General features: G+C 69.3%; 14 protein-coding genes. 8 read left to right on the forward strand and 6 right to left on the reverse strand.

What is annotated here, in order from left to right:
- Nucleotides 1–11: 11 nt before the first annotated feature.
- Nucleotides 12–779, reverse strand: coding sequence for an SDR family NAD(P)-dependent oxidoreductase (locus AC5JJ1_RS26330; protein WP_495788088.1), 768 nt, complete (start codon nt 777–779; stop codon nt 12–14).
- A gap of 129 nt (nt 780–908) precedes the next feature.
- Here AC5JJ1_RS26330 and AC5JJ1_RS26335 point away from each other — a divergent pair, with 129 nt between their 5' ends.
- On the forward strand, nt 909–1,646 hold the full coding sequence (locus AC5JJ1_RS26335; protein ID WP_495788089.1) for an SDR family NAD(P)-dependent oxidoreductase: 738 nt from the start codon (nt 909–911) through the stop codon (nt 1,644–1,646).
- On the opposite strand, the gene AC5JJ1_RS26340 is transcribed toward AC5JJ1_RS26335, so the two are convergent.
- A complete protein-coding gene (locus AC5JJ1_RS26340; RefSeq protein ID WP_495788090.1) occupies nt 1,647–2,396 on the reverse strand; it encodes a tyrosine-protein phosphatase in 750 nt (249 codons plus the stop codon).
- Nucleotides 2,397–2,496: 100 nt separating this feature from the next.
- On the opposite strand from AC5JJ1_RS26340, the gene AC5JJ1_RS26345 reads away from it, so the two are divergent.
- From AC5JJ1_RS26345 to AC5JJ1_RS26370, 6 genes are all read left to right on the forward strand, one after another.
- Nucleotides 2,497–3,288 carry an SDR family NAD(P)-dependent oxidoreductase gene (locus tag AC5JJ1_RS26345; protein WP_495788091.1) on the forward strand — a complete coding sequence of 264 codons (792 nt, stop codon included), beginning with the start codon at nt 2,497–2,499 and terminating at the stop codon, nt 3,286–3,288.
- Between the two features lie 405 nt (nt 3,289–3,693).
- Nucleotides 3,694–5,640, forward strand: a complete 1,947-nt coding sequence (locus AC5JJ1_RS26350; protein ID WP_495788092.1) for a PrkA family serine protein kinase — start codon at nt 3,694–3,696, stop codon at nt 5,638–5,640.
- 30 nt (nt 5,641–5,670) lie between these two features.
- Nucleotides 5,671–6,975 (forward strand): YeaH/YhbH family protein, encoded by a 1,305-nt coding sequence (locus AC5JJ1_RS26355; RefSeq protein WP_495788093.1) that lies wholly within the window; start codon nt 5,671–5,673, stop codon nt 6,973–6,975.
- Nucleotides 6,972–8,507: a SpoVR family protein gene (locus tag AC5JJ1_RS26360; protein WP_495788094.1), complete on the forward strand. Its 1,536-nt coding sequence runs from the start codon at nt 6,972–6,974 to the stop codon at nt 8,505–8,507. The genes AC5JJ1_RS26355 and AC5JJ1_RS26360 overlap by 4 nt, the downstream gene beginning before the upstream one ends.
- A gap of 59 nt (nt 8,508–8,566) precedes the next feature.
- Complete coding sequence (locus tag AC5JJ1_RS26365; protein ID WP_495788095.1) at nt 8,567–8,998, forward strand: DoxX family protein; 432 nt, start codon at nt 8,567–8,569, stop codon at nt 8,996–8,998.
- 174 nt (nt 8,999–9,172) lie between these two features.
- On the forward strand, nt 9,173–9,439 hold the full coding sequence (locus AC5JJ1_RS26370; protein WP_495788096.1) for a hypothetical protein: 267 nt from the start codon (nt 9,173–9,175) through the stop codon (nt 9,437–9,439).
- On the opposite strand, the gene AC5JJ1_RS26375 is transcribed toward AC5JJ1_RS26370, so the two are convergent.
- A complete protein-coding gene (locus AC5JJ1_RS26375; RefSeq protein WP_495788097.1) occupies nt 9,433–10,476 on the reverse strand; it encodes a serine hydrolase domain-containing protein in 1,044 nt (347 codons plus the stop codon). The two genes, AC5JJ1_RS26370 and AC5JJ1_RS26375, sit on opposite strands and share 7 nt — an antisense overlap.
- Nucleotides 10,477–10,595: 119 nt before the next feature.
- On the opposite strand from AC5JJ1_RS26375, the gene AC5JJ1_RS26380 reads away from it, so the two are divergent.
- Complete coding sequence (locus AC5JJ1_RS26380; protein ID WP_495788098.1) at nt 10,596–11,504, forward strand: FkbM family methyltransferase; 909 nt, start codon at nt 10,596–10,598, stop codon at nt 11,502–11,504.
- 16 nt (nt 11,505–11,520) lie between these two features.
- Here the strand turns inward: AC5JJ1_RS26380 and minE are convergent, their stop codons facing one another.
- The 3 genes from minE to minC are packed head-to-tail and all read right to left on the reverse strand — an operon-like array spanning nt 11,521 to nt 13,421.
- Complete coding sequence (gene minE, locus AC5JJ1_RS26385; RefSeq protein ID WP_495788099.1) at nt 11,521–11,811, reverse strand: cell division topological specificity factor MinE; 291 nt, start codon at nt 11,809–11,811, stop codon at nt 11,521–11,523.
- On the reverse strand, nt 11,811–12,632 hold the full coding sequence (gene minD / locus AC5JJ1_RS26390; protein ID WP_495747255.1) for a septum site-determining protein MinD: 822 nt from the start codon (nt 12,630–12,632) through the stop codon (nt 11,811–11,813). The genes minE and minD overlap by 1 nt, the downstream gene beginning before the upstream one ends.
- 33 nt (nt 12,633–12,665) lie before the next feature.
- Nucleotides 12,666–13,421: a septum site-determining protein MinC gene (gene minC / locus AC5JJ1_RS26395; RefSeq protein ID WP_495788100.1), complete on the reverse strand. Its 756-nt coding sequence runs from the start codon at nt 13,419–13,421 to the stop codon at nt 12,666–12,668.
- Nucleotides 13,422–13,513: the final 92 nt, after the last annotated feature.

Below are 13,513 nucleotides of genomic sequence, written 5' to 3' on the forward strand. Positions count from 1 at the left end.
GGAGGTTTCCCTTATTCGGCGGTCCAGCCGCCATCGATGAGCATCGCAGAGCCGGTCATGAGCGCGGAGGCGTCGGAGGCGAGGAAGACGACCGGGCCCATCAGGTCCTGCACCTGGCCGAGGCGGCCGAGCTTGATTCTGGAGAGGACCCATTCGGCGAATTCGGGGCGCTCGAAGAAGGGCCGGGTCATCGGCGTCTCGATGAAGGTGGGGCCGATGGTGTTGGCGCGGATCCCGAGGGGGCCGAGCTCGATCGCCATCGCCTTGGTCCAGCCCTCCATCGCCCATTTGCTGGCGCAGTAGACGCTGCGGTTCGGGCCGCCAACATGGCCCATCTGCGACGAGATGTTGATGATGGAGCCGGCCACGCCCTCCTCCACCATGCGGCGCGCCACGGCCTGGGCGGCGAAGAAGCAGCCGCGGAGATTGAGGGCCAGCACCGCGTCGAAGTCCGCCTCCGTCACATCGAGGAAGCGGGCATGGCGCGAGGTGCCGGCGTTGTTGACGAAGGCGTGGAAGGCGGGGAGGCCGGCGATGGCGGCGGCAGTCGCCGCCGTATCGGCGATGTCGAGGCGGAGCGCCTCGGCCTGGCCGCCCCGGGCGCGGATGGCGGCGGCGGCGGCCTCGACCTCCTCGCCCGTGCGGGCGGCGAGCGTGACCGAGGCCCCTGCCCCGGCCAGCGCGGCGGCGGCGGCAAGGCCGATGCCGCGGCCGGCACCGGTGACGAGGGCGCGGCGGCCGTCAAGGCGGAGGCTCGGGGTCTCGGGCAGGGCGATCATGCCGGCAGGCTACACCGAGCGGCGGCGTGGTCCAGGCCCCTCCCCCGGCGCGGCAGCCCGCCGCCGCTCCCTCCTCAGGCGCCATGCGGGGCTGCATAGTGCGGCGCGGCACGGGCGGAGGACGGGGCGATGGTGGCCTTGGTGACGGGGGCGCAGCAGGGGATCGGGCGGGCCTGCGCGCTGGCGCTGGCGGCGGCGGGGCATGACGTCGCCATCAACTGGCTGGATGACCGGGCGGCGGCGGAGGCGGTCGCTGAGGGCGTTCGCGCCGCCGGGCGGAAGGCCGCGCTGGTGCAGGGCGATGTCGGCGCCGGGGCCGCTGCCTGCGCAGCGCTGGTCGGGGCGGCCGCGGCGGCGCTCGGGACGGTCGAGGTGCTGGTCAACAATGCGGGGATCTTCCCCCGGGTCGACTTCCTCGAGATGGAGGAGGCGCAGTGGGACCAGGTCTTTGCCGTAAACCTGAAGGGCAGCGTGTTCTGCGCCCAGGCAGCGGCCCGGGCCATGGTGGCGGAGGGGGTGAAGGGCTGCATCGTCAACCTCGCCTCATCCGCGGTGCGGGGGACGCCGGTCGGGGTGCATTACAGCGCGACGAAGAACGGCGTGGTCGGCATCACCCGCTCCATGGCGCTGGCGCTGGCGCCGCATGGCATCCGGGTGAATGCGATCGCGCCGGGCCTCACCGATACGGCGCAGCCGCGCCACGGCAACAGCAACGAGGAGGTGCGGGCGATGGGGGCGGCGCTGCCGCTCGGGCGGCTCGGGCGGCCGGAGGATATCGCCGACATGGCGGTGTTCCTGGCCTCGTCAGGGGCGGCCTGGATCACCGGGCAGGTCTATCACGTGAACGGGGGCGGCTACCTCGCCTGATCATTCCAGCAGCAGGTCGCGCAGGCGGGCGAGGCGCGGAGCGGTGAGGCCGAGGCCGCGCTCGAGCAGCAGGGGCATGGCACCGCCATGCGCCTCGACGGCGGCATCGAGGGCGGCTTCCAGCAGCTCGGGATGGGTGGCGAAGAGGGCGTCGGCCAGGGGCTGCGGGGTGCCCGCGGGCAAGGCCAGGTCGTGGCGCCAGAGGCGGTCGGTGGCGCAGTAATCCTCCAGCACGGTCTCCCGGGTGGCTCCGAGAGCGGTGAGGATCAGCGCCGCGGCAAGGCCGGTGCGGTCCTTGCCGGCGGAGCAGTGGAAGAGCAGCGCGTGGCGCTCCGGCTCCAGCAGCAGGTCGAAGAGAGTGCGGTAGGCGCCGATGAAGCGGGTGCCGTAATCGAGATAGGCGCGGCGAAGGAGGTCGACCACGTCCTCGCCGGTCGCCAGCTCGCGCTGCATGAGGTCGGCGAGCGAGGTGCCGACGGTCGGCTCGATGGGGAGGTGGACGCGCTCGGCGCCCTCGGGCAGGCGGGAGGGGCGGTGGGCGGCCTCCTCCACGCCGCGGAGGTCGCAGACGGTCCTGAGGCCGAGGTCGGCGATGGTCGCCATGTCGCGCTCGGTGAGATGGGCCAGGGTCGCCGAGCGGTAGAGACGGCCGCGCCGGAGGCGGCGGCCATCGGCCATCACCCAGCCGCCGAGGTCGCGCAGGTTGGACGCGCCGTCGAGGGAGATGGCGATGGGCAGGGTCTCGGTCATCTGTCGGCTCCTCGGCGGCAGTGGGGGAAGGTTGTAGCAGGTTGACGCGGGGCGGAAGCGGCGGGGAGACTTCCCTCAACAACCAAGGAGGAATGCCCCGATGCCCTCATCTTCGCTCTTCGACCTCAGCGGCAAGGTCGCCGTCGTCACCGGCGGGTCGCGCGGCATCGGCCGGGCCATCGCCGAGCGGATGGCGGAGCATGGGGCGAAGGTGGTCGTCTCCTCCCGCAAGCTCGATGCGTGTCAGGTCGTGGTCGACGGCATCACGGCCAAGGGGGGCGAGGCGGTGGCCATGGCCTGCAACATCGGGCGGAAGCCGGAGCTGCAGGCGCTGGCGGACGAGACCATCGCGCGCTGGGGCGGGGTCGACATCCTGGTCTGCAATGCGGCGATCAACCCGCATTTCGGCCCGGCCATGGGCATCCCCGACGAGGTCTTCGACAAGATGATGGCGACCAACATCAAGTCGAACATGTGGCTGTCGCATATGTGCATCCCGAGCATGGAGGCGCGCGGGGGCGGGGCGATCGTCATCATCTCCTCGATCGGGGGGTATCGGGGCTCGGTCAATCTCGGCGCCTATGCGATCACCAAGGCGGCGGACCTGCAGCTGGCGCGGAACCTCGCCTGCGAATGGGGGCCGAAGAACATCCGGGTCAACTGCATCGCCCCGGGCCTGGTCAGGACCGACTTCGCCCGGGCGCTGTGGGAGGACCCGGCGAACTACAGGAAGCGGACGCGGGACACGCCGCTCAAGCGGATCGGGGAGCCGGACGAGATCGCGGGGGCGGCGGTCTTCCTCGCCTCGCCGGCGGGGAGCTTCATGACCGGGCAGAGCATCGTGATCGATGGCGGGGTGACCTGCGGGTCGCCGGCCAATGCGGACGAATAGCAGGTGGCGCAGGGATTGCTAAATGGTTCCCGCTGCATCCGCCGATGCAATGGGTCCGTGCTGCGGCGGATTTACTGCCGTTGTGCACCTCGGTATCGAAATGTGACTGACAGTCGGCAAAGACTGTTGAATCGTCACTTCATGCCAGGAGCGCCTATCATGAAGTGTCACAGACGCCATGCCCCGCGACGATTTGACGCAGCAGCGATGAGCGCCGGCTTTGACTTGGCACGGCTGGCCGACAGGAGGTTCGGCAGCGTCGGTACCCCTGCCCTCCCCTTCCCGTGATTTGCAGTCTACAGGAGCGCAGTGCGCCGCAGCAATAAAAGTTTACCGCACTCGGCCGGGCCATTCCGCACACTGTCTGCGTTGCCATCTAACTGGCAGCGCTTGCAGGGGCGGCCGATGAACAGCATGCAGGACATCTTCGCCGATTATGCCCGGGCCTATGAATCCCGGCGCGAAACAGACATGTCCATCTCGGAATATCTGGAAGGCTGCCGGAAGGATCCGGGCTTCTATGCCAGTGCACCCGAGCGCATCCTCAAGGCGATCGGCGAGCCGACCGTCGTGGATACCGCGAAGGACGCGCGGCTGGGGCGGATCTTCCTGAACCGGACCATCCGCGTCTATCCGGCCTTCTCCGAATTCTACGGGATGGAGGAGACGATCGAGCGGATCGTAGGCTTCTTCCGTCATGCCGCCCAGGGGTTGGAGGAGCGGAAGCAGATCCTCTACCTTCTGGGACCCGTGGGCGGCGGCAAGTCTTCGCTGGCCGAGCGCCTCAAGGCGCTGATGGAGGCGGAGCCGATCTACGTCCTGAAGGCGGGCGACGAGATGAGCCCGGTCTTCGAGGGCCCGCTCGGCCTTTTCGACCCGGAGCGGATGGGGCCGATGCTGGAGGAGCGCTACGGCATCCCCCGCCGGCGCCTCACCGGGCTGATGAGCCCCTGGGCACTGAAGCGGCTGGATGCCTTCGGCGGCGACATCTCGCAGTTCCGTGTGGTGAAGGTGCGGCCCTCGCGCCTGCGCCAGATCGCCATCGCCAAGACCGAGCCCGGCGACGAGAACAATCAGGACATCTCCTCGCTCGTCGGCAAGGTCGATATCCGGAAGCTCGAGATGTTCGGACAGAACGATCCGGATGCCTATAGCTTCTCGGGCGGACTGAACCGGGCGAACCAGGGCGTCCTGGAATTCGTCGAGATGTTCAAGGCGCCGATCAAGATGCTCCATCCGCTGCTGACGGCGACGCAGGAGGGCAACTATATCGGGACCGAGAATATCGGCGCCCTGCCCTTCCAAGGCATCATCCTGGCCCATAGCAACGAGTCGGAGTGGCAGAGCTTCAAGAACAACAAGAACAACGAAGCCTTCATAGACCGCATCTACGTCATCAAGGTGCCCTACTGCCTCCGGGTCACCGAGGAGCAGAAGATCTACGACAAGCTGGTCTCCTCCTCGGAGCTCTCGGCCTCGCCCTGCGCGCCTGCCACGCTCGAGATGCTGGCGCGGTTCACGGTGCTGTCGCGGCTGAAGAAGCACGAGAACTCCAACATCTACGCCAAGATGCGGGTCTATGACGGCGAGTCGCTGAAGGAAACCGATCCGCGGGCGAAAAACCTGCAGGAGTACCGGGATGCGGCCGGGCCGGACGAGGGGATGGAGGGGGCCTCGACCCGCTTCGCCTTCAAGGTGCTGGCGGCGGCCTTCAACTACGACACGACCGAGATCGCGGCCGACCCCGTCCACCTGATGTACGTGCTCGAGCAGACGATCCGGCGCGAGCAGCTGCCGGACGACACCGAGAAGCGCTACCTCGAGTTCATCAAGGGCGAGCTGGCGCCACGCTATGCCGAGTTCATCGGCAACGAGATCCAGAAGGCCTATCTCGAGTCGTACAACGACTACGGCCAGAACCTCTTCGACCGTTACGTCGCCTATGCCGATGCCTGGGTCGAGGACATGGACTTCAAGGACCCGGATACCGGCCAGATGATGAACCGGGAGCTGCTGAACCAGGAGCTCACCAAGATCGAGAAGCCGGCCGGCATCGCCAACCCCAAGGACTTCCGCAACGAGGTGGTGAAATTCGCCCTCCGCGCACGAGCCAACCGGGGCGGGCGGAACCCCTCCTGGACCTCCTACGAGAAAATCCGCGAGGTGATCGAGCGGCGCATGTTCAGCCAGGTGGAGGACCTGCTGCCGGTGATCTCCTTCGGCTCGAAGAAGGACGGGGAGACCGAGAAGAAGCACGGGGAGTTCGTGCAACGCATGGTCTCCAGGGGCTATACCGAGAGACAGGTCCGCCGGCTTGTCGAGTGGTACATGCGCGTGAAGCAGGCCGGCTGACCCAGAACTGGACCGCGAGGCGCCTGCTCGATGCAGATCCTGGACCGCCGGCTGAACCCAAGCGGCCGTAGCCTGCCCAACCGCCAGCGTTTCCTGCGCCGGGCGAAAGCCCTGGTGCAGGAGGCGGTGCGGGACGCCTCCGCCAAACGGGACATCCGCAGCGCCGACGAGGGGGGCGAGGTCTCGATCCCCCTGCACGGCATCCGCGAGCCGAGCTTCCACCACGGCGGGGGCGGCACCCGCGACCATGTGCTGCCGGGCAACAAGGAGTACCGCGAGGGGGACGAGATCCAGCGCCCGCCGAGTGGGGGCGGCGGGGGCGGCTCCGAAGGCTCGCCCGATGGCGGAGGGGAGGATGCCTTCCGCTTCGTCCTGACGCGGGAGGAGTTCCTCTCGCTCTTCCTCGACGACCTGGAACTGCCGGACCTGGCCAAGCGGCGCCTGGTGGAGGGGTCCGACCCGGCCTGGCACCGAGCGGGCTATTCGGTGGCGGGGACGCCTTCGAACCTCTCGCTGTCGCGCACCATGCGCAACAGCCTGTCGCGGCGGATCGCGCTGAAGCGGCCGAAGCCGGAGGCGGTGGCGGCGCTGGAGGCGGAGATCGCCGAGCTGGAAGGTCAGCCCGGCAGCGAGGAGCGCATCGCCAAGCTGAAGGCGGAGCTGGCGGTCCAGCTCAAGCGCAGCCAGAGCATCCCCTGGATCGACCCGATCGACGTGCGCTACCGGCGCTTCGAGCCGGTCCCCCGCCCGGTCGCGCGGGCCGTCATGTTCTGCCTCATGGACGTCTCGGGCAGCATGACGGAGGATATGAAGGACCTCGCCAAGCGCTTCTACACCCTGCTCTATATCTTCCTGCAGCGGCGCTACAAGCAGGTGGAGATCGTCTTCATCCGCCATACCCATGAGGCGGCGGAGGTCGACGAGGAGACCTTCTTCCACAGCCGGGAGACGGGCGGGACGCTGGTCTCCACCGCCCTCGAGGAGATGCGGAAGGTGGTCGCCGACCGCTACCCGCCGAGCGACTGGAACATCTATGCGGCCCAGGCTTCGGATGGCGACAATGCCGCGGGCGACAGCCAGCGCACCGCGCGCCTGCTGATCGACGAGGTCCTGCCGGCCTGCCAGTACTACGCCTATATCGAGGTCGGGCGGGATGGCGAGCACGGCATGCCCGGCTTCCCGCGGGGCCCCACCGATCTGTGGCGGACCTATGAGCAGCTGGTCAGCGCCGGCGCCCCGATGGCGATGAAGAAGGTGCGCAACCGGCGGGACATCTTCCCCGTCTTCCGTGAGCTCTTCGCCAAGCGCGGATTGCTGGAGGAGGCCAAGGCATGAATGCGCCCGTATCCACGAGCGGCCTGCTCTACGAGGGGGCCGACTGGGACTTCTCCACCCTCATGCGCATCCACGATGCCTGCGAGGAGGTGGCAGTCCGCGACCTGGGGCTCGACGTCTACCCGAACCGGATCGAGATCATCAGCGCCGAGCAGATGCTGGACGCCTATGCCAGCACCGGCCTGCCGCTCTTCTACCGGCATTGGTCCTTCGGCAAGCAGTTCGCCCAGCACGAGGCGCTGTACCGCAAGGGGCTGCGCGGGCTGGCCTATGAGATCGTCATCAACTCCGACCCCTGCCTCTCCTACGTGATGGAGGAGAACACCGCGACCCTGCAGGCGCTGGTGATCGCGCATGCGGCCTTCGGCCACAACCACTTCTTCAAGAACAACCGCATCTTCCGCGAGTGGACGGATGCCAAGGGCATCCTGGACTACCTCGAATTCGCCAAGGGATACATCGCGGATTGCGAGGACAAGTACGGCGAGATCGCGGTCGAGCGGGTGCTCGACTCGGCCCATGCGCTGATGAATTATGGCGTGCACCGGCACCACCGGCGGACCATCGACCTGCGCTCCGAGGAACAGCGCGTGCGCGAGCGCCGGGCGCATGACGAGCAGATGTACAACGTGCTCTGGAGCACGCTGCCGGAGCGCGCCAGCCAGGCCATCGGCGCCGACGAGGTCGAGAAGCGGCGGGCGATGCTGCAGCTGCCGCAGGAGAACGTCCTCTACTTCCTCGAGAAGTCGGCCCCGCGCCTGGCGCCCTGGCAGCGCGAGGTGATCCGCATCGTCCGCAACGTCGCGCAGTATTTCCATCCGCAGCGGCAGACCAAGATGATGAACGAGGGGTGCGCCACCTATGTGCACCACCGCATCCTCAACACGCTGCATGCCGAGGGCCGGCTGAGCGACGGGGCGCTGCTGGAGGCGCTGCATTCGCATACCAGCGTCATCATGCAGCCGGATTTCGACGACCCGCGCTATTCGGGCATCAACCCCTATGCGCTCGGCTTTGCCATGATGGAGGATATCGAGCGCATCTGCCGCGAGCCGACGGAGGAGGACCGGGAGTGGTTCCCCGACTTCGCCGGCAGCGGGGACCCGATGCCGACGCTGCGCTATGGCTGGTCGGAATTCCGCGACGAGAGCTTCATCCTGCAATTCCTCAGCCCGCATCTGATGCGGAAGATGAAGTTCTTCCACCTGAAGGACGATGCGGCGCAGCCGGTGCTGCGGGTGGATGCCATGCATGACGAGCGCGGCTACCGCCGGCTGCGGCGGGCGCTCGCCAAGCAGTACGACCCGGCCTGGATGGACCCCGACATCCAGGTGGTGGATGTCGACCTGGCAGGCGACCGCCGGCTGATCCTCGAGCATCGTGTGCAGGACGGACGGCTGCTGGAGGAGCAGGAGGCGCGGCAGGTGCTGCGGCACCTGGCGAGCCTCTGGAGCTATGACGTGCTGCTGCGCGAGGTCGACCCGGCGACGGGTGCGAGCCTCCGTGAGCATGCGGTGTCGCCGCCGCGCTAGGCGCTTGTGGCGGGTGGGGGGCGCCGGTAGCTTCGCCGGCGACCGATACGGAGACCCTCATGTCCGCCTCCACCAGCCCTGCCGCCGCGCGAAGCGGCGATCTCGACTTCGTCCTGCTGATCGGGCGGATCGCGCTCGTCGTGCTGTTTCCGATCAGCGGGTATTTCAAGATCATGGGCTGGCCGGGCATCGTCGGCCTGCTAACGCAGCAGGAGGCGCCGCTGCCCTATCTCGGGGGCGTGCTGGCGATCCTGGCAGAGACGGTCTTTCCGTTGCTCATCGTGCTCGGGCTGTGGACGCGCTGGGCGGCCTTCGGGCTGATCCTCTACACGCTCGGGACCAGCATCATCGCGCATCGGTTCTGGGAGTTCGAGGGGGCGGCGCAAGTGCCGCAGATCTTCAGCTTCTTCAAGAACCTCTCGATGATCGGCGGCTTCCTGATCCTCGCCTGGATCGGGCCGGGACGGTATGCGGTGCAGCCCAGGCCCTGAGGCCATGTCCTGCCGAAGGCCGCCCCGTGGCGGACATGTGGCAGGGTGAAACCGGCCTGTAACCCGCCTTTGGCGCGGTTTCACCGCGCGACATCCGCGGGGTTAGGTGGCCGGGCCTATTCTTGGGCCATGGCACCGGTTCGGCTCTCGGACCTGCCAAGGACAGAAGAGGCCATGCGCAAGCTCATCCCCCTCCTCGCCGCCGGTGCGCTCAGCCTGGGCGCGTTGCTGGCCACACCGGACCAGGCGGCGGCCCAGGCCATGCCGGTCCATTGGGGCCAAGGCTACGGCTATGGCGGCGGCTACTATGCGCCGCCGCCCCCTCCCCCGCCGCCCTATTACGGCCGGCCCTGGTGGCATCGCCGCGAATGGGGCGGGCCGCCGCCCTGGGCCTATACCCCGCCGCGGCCCCATTACGGCAGCGGCTACTACCGCTACTGAAGCGCGGCGAGGGTCCTCGCCATGAAGCCGTCGAGCTCCGTCTGGTCCACCCAGCGCAGCACGGCGGTGATCCCGGCCTCGGGATCGACCCAGGTGACGTTGCCGCCGGCGCCGGAGAAGCACCAGCTCCGCGCGCCGGCCGAGGGCCAGCGGGTGCGGCCGGTGTTCAGCCACCAGAACAGCCCGTAATGCGGGTTGAGGGCACAGGGCGTCGCGCATTGCGCGACCCAGCCCTCGGGCAGCAGGCGGCGGCCGTCCCAGACGCCGTCCTGCAGGGTGAGCTGGCCGATCAGCGCCTGATCCTCGGCACGGATGAAGACGCCGCCGCCCCAATGGCCGCCGCCGGAGACGCTCTGGACGCGGCGGCCCGCGACCTCGACCCAGGAGGTCTCGTAGCCGAGCCAGCGCCAGTCCCGCGAGGCGCCGATCGGGCGCATGATGCGCTCGGCGAAGACCTCCGGCAGCGGCCGGCGGAAGACCCGCAGCAACGCAAGGGAAAGCCGGTTCACGCGGACGTCGTTGTATTCCCAGTACTCGCCGGGTTTCTGGAGAGGGCGCGGCAGGCCCTTCCGCCCCCGCCCCTCCACGGTGAGGTTGCGGCCGCGGTCGATGACGTCCGCCTTGCCGAAGAGGCTGCCCTCCCATTCCGAGGTGTTGGTCAGCAGGTGGCGCCAGGTGATGGGCGCATTCTGCGGGCTGTCGAAGCCGCCGTCATCGACCAGGGCGCGGACCGGGGCGTCGAGGTCGGGGATCAGGCGGTCGCCATGGGCCAGGCCGGCGAGCAGGGCGAGGTAGGATTTCGCCACCGAGAAGGTCATGTCGACGCGGCGCGTGTCGCCCCATTCGGCGACGCGGCGGCCGTGATGGAGGATCACCCCGTTGGGGGCGCCGCGGGGGGCGACGGGGCCGATGATGGCGTTGTCCGGCGGCGGTTCGAAGAAGCCGCCTTCGAGGTGCGCGCGGATATCCTCCGGCCAAGGGGACTCGTGCGCGAGGGCGTAGTCGACGGCGGGGGCGAAGGCAGGGAGGGTCGGCATGCGGCGAAGCTACCACGCCGCGCGGGAGACGGCGCCAGGGGGTGCGGAACGCGTTCCCGCGGCTGCGGATATCCCTTACATGGCGGCGCGCCGAGGACAGGCGCTGCCGGAGAAGTCGTATGCCGCAGGGCCAGGCCGCTGTCCCCCCGAACCCCACCCTCACCCGGGTCGCCGAATGGCTGCGGCCGCGGCGGCGGCTGGTGCCCGTCGCAAGGCTGGCCGGGCCGTCTGGGCCGGCCGAGGCTGCGGTGCGCGCCCTCGCCCAGGCCGTGCCGATGGCGGGCGAGACGCTGCTCTGCCGCACGCTTGGCCGCCACAAGATGCTGGTCGATGCCGGCGACTTCACCCATGCGCCGCATCTCGCCATGGACGGGTTCTGGGAGTGGTGGACCACGCGCTTCCTGATCGAGCGGCTCAAGCCAGGCCAGGTCTTCGTCGATGGCGGGGCCTGCTACGGCTATTTCAGCCTGCTGGCGGCGGAGCTGGTGGGGCCGGCCGGCAAGGTCCTCGCCTTCGAGCCGCACCCGCGCTCGGCGGCCCTGCTGCGGCGGAACCTGGCGCTCAACGGCATGGAGGGGCGCGCGCAGGTGGAGGAGGTGGCGCTGGCCGGGCCCGATTCAGGGCGGGTGATGCGCTTCGCCATGCCGGAGGGCAGCCCGATGAACGCGCATCTCCTGCCGGAAGACCTGGCGGGCGGCGGCACCGTGACCCAGAGCACGGGGACGGCGATGGTGGCGACGCGGCCGCTCGACCGGCATGCCTCGGCGAGGCCGGACCTGGTGAAGCTCGACCTCTGCGGGGCGGAGGAAGCAGCCTTCGCCGGGATGCAGGCGGTGGTCGGCGCCAACCCGGCGGTGGAGGTGCTGCTCTGCTTCAACCCCATGCGGTCGGCGGCGCCGGCGGATTTCCTGGCCCGGCTGGCAGGGCAGTTCCGGCTGCGGCGTCTGACGGCCCGGGGCGAGGCACAGGGCTGCACGCCGGCCGAGGCGATGGCCGGGGGGGATGTGATGCTGTGCCTGGCGCGCTGACCGCACCAGGCAGCCGTCAGCTCGCGGCGGCCTGGCGGCCTGGGGCCGGCGCCGGCAGCTCGATCTCGATGGCGAGCGTCGACATGTCACCGCCGCGGTCGAGGTCGAGCTTCACCTTGCCGGGGTCGATCGCCACGTAGCGGGCGACGACGGCCACCAGCTCCTGCTGGAGCTTCGGCAGGAAGTCCTCGCGCGTACGGCCGATGCGCTCATGGGCAAGGACGATCTGCAGGCGCTCCTTCGCGGCGGAGGCGCTGGGCGGCGCCTCCTCCTTGCGGGTCGCGCGGAAATAATCGAGCCAGCTCATCAGGCGGCCCTCCCCCCGAACAGGCGCCTGAACAGGCCGGGCTTCTTGTCCGGCTCGAGGAAGCGGTGCGGCAGGTCCTCGCCAAGGAAGCGGCCGACCGCGTCCTTGTAGGCCTGACCCGCGACGCTCTCGGTATCCATGATCACCGGCGTGCCGGTGTTGGAGGCGCGCAGAACGCTCTCATTCTCCGGGATAACGCCGAGCAGGGGGATGGCGAGGATCTCGCGCACGTCCTCGAGCTTCAGCATCTCTCCGCGCTCGACCCGGTTCGGGTCGTAGCGGGTGACGAGCAGGTGCTCCTTCACCTTGTCCTGCTTCTCCTCGGCGCGGCGCGACTTCGACTGCAGCACGCCGAGGATGCGGTCGCTGTCGCGCACCGAGGAGACCTCGGGGTTGGTCACGACCACCGCCTGGTCGGCGAAGTAGAGCGCGAGGAGGGCGCCCTTCTCGATGCCGGCGGGGCTGTCGCAGAGGATGTAGTCGAAATCCTTCGACAGCTCCTCGATGATCGTCGCCACGCCCTCGCGGGTCAGCGCGTCCTTGTCGCGGGTCTGGCTGGCGGGGAGGATCGCCAGCGTATCGACGCGCTTGTCGCGGATCAGGGCCTGGTTCAGGCGCGCCTCGCCCTGGATGACGTTGACGATGTCGAAGACCACGCGGCGCTCGACGCCCATGATGAGGTCGAGGTTCCTGAGGCCGACGTCGAAATCGATCACCACCGTCTTCTTGCCCCGCTGCGCGAGGCCGGTGGCGAAGGCGGCGCTGGTCGTGGTCTTGCCGACGCCTCCCTTGCCGGAGGTGACAACGATCACTTGCGCCATGGACGCATCCCCCTCATCCCCAATCCCAATCCATCACCCGAGCGGCGCGAACCGCATCTCCTCGCCCTCGAGCCGCACCTGCGTCGGCTTGCCGATGGGCGCATCGCCGAGCCCCTCGCGCACCGCGTAGTAGCCGGCGATGGCGACGAGCTCCGGGTCGAAATGCAGCGCGAAGATCCGCGCCGTCGCATCATCCGCGGCGCCGGCGACGGCGCGGCCACGGAGTGCTCCGTATACATGTATGTTGCCGTCGGCAATGATCTCGGCCCCCGCATTCACCGTGGCGGTGACGATGAGGTCGGCGCCCTGCGCATAGATCCGCTGACCGGACCGGACCGGCTCCGTCACCAGCAGGGCGGCGCGGCCGGAGCCGGAGAAGTCGGGGCGCGGCGCGGCCTCGGTCGCCGCGGCCGGCGGCTCGGGGGCGGCTTCGGGGGGCGGCGGAGCCGGCTCGGTCTCGGCGCCGCCGACGGCGCGGAGCGGGGGCAGGCCGGCGGATTGCGCGGCCTGCTTCATGGCCTGGCTGCCGCCGGAGGTGCCGATGGGCACGATCTCCAGCTTGCGCAGCCCCTCGACGAGGCCGCGGAAATCGACCTCCTCCGGTGCCGCCTCGAGATCGGCCAGGCCGATGACGATGGGGGCGAAGCGGAGGAAGCCCGGCGCGCGGCGGAACTGGTCGCCGAGCGCAGGCAGCACAGCCTCCGGCCGCGGGTCCAGCAGGCGCAGGACGAGTAGGTTGAAGTTGCCGGCGCGGAGGCGGAAGGCTTCTGGAAGCGTCTGGCTGCTCAAGGCGCTCTCGGACCTGGCTTGCGGCGAAGGGGTTGCGACCCTCTGGTCTATAGCGGCGCGGCGGCGGAGGGCGAAGCCCGAATACGCCGCGA

The sequence above is a fragment of the Belnapia sp. genome, from assembly GCF_059504005.1.

Coding starts and splice junctions, on each gene's coding strand:
- AC5JJ1_RS26375 (WP_495788097.1), bottom strand. CDS start 10,476: ATGCCGACCCTCCCTGCCTTCGCCCCCGCCGTCGACTACGCCCTCGCG.
- AC5JJ1_RS26380 (WP_495788098.1), top strand. CDS start 10,596: ATGCCGCAGGGCCAGGCCGCTGTCCCCCCGAACCCCACCCTCACCCGG.
- AC5JJ1_RS26345 (WP_495788091.1), top strand. CDS start 2,497: ATGCCCTCATCTTCGCTCTTCGACCTCAGCGGCAAGGTCGCCGTCGTC.
- AC5JJ1_RS26370 (WP_495788096.1), top strand. CDS start 9,173: ATGCGCAAGCTCATCCCCCTCCTCGCCGCCGGTGCGCTCAGCCTGGGC.
- minE (WP_495788099.1), bottom strand. CDS start 11,811: ATGAGCTGGCTCGATTATTTCCGCGCGACCCGCAAGGAGGAGGCGCCG.
- minD (WP_495747255.1), bottom strand. CDS start 12,632: ATGGCGCAAGTGATCGTTGTCACCTCCGGCAAGGGAGGCGTCGGCAAG.
- AC5JJ1_RS26335 (WP_495788089.1), top strand. CDS start 909: ATGGTGGCCTTGGTGACGGGGGCGCAGCAGGGGATCGGGCGGGCCTGC.
- AC5JJ1_RS26350 (WP_495788092.1), top strand. CDS start 3,694: ATGAACAGCATGCAGGACATCTTCGCCGATTATGCCCGGGCCTATGAA.
- AC5JJ1_RS26355 (WP_495788093.1), top strand. CDS start 5,671: ATGCAGATCCTGGACCGCCGGCTGAACCCAAGCGGCCGTAGCCTGCCC.
- AC5JJ1_RS26330 (WP_495788088.1), bottom strand. CDS start 779: ATGATCGCCCTGCCCGAGACCCCGAGCCTCCGCCTTGACGGCCGCCGC.
- AC5JJ1_RS26360 (WP_495788094.1), top strand. CDS start 6,972: ATGAATGCGCCCGTATCCACGAGCGGCCTGCTCTACGAGGGGGCCGAC.
- AC5JJ1_RS26340 (WP_495788090.1), bottom strand. CDS start 2,396: ATGACCGAGACCCTGCCCATCGCCATCTCCCTCGACGGCGCGTCCAAC.
- AC5JJ1_RS26365 (WP_495788095.1), top strand. CDS start 8,567: ATGTCCGCCTCCACCAGCCCTGCCGCCGCGCGAAGCGGCGATCTCGAC.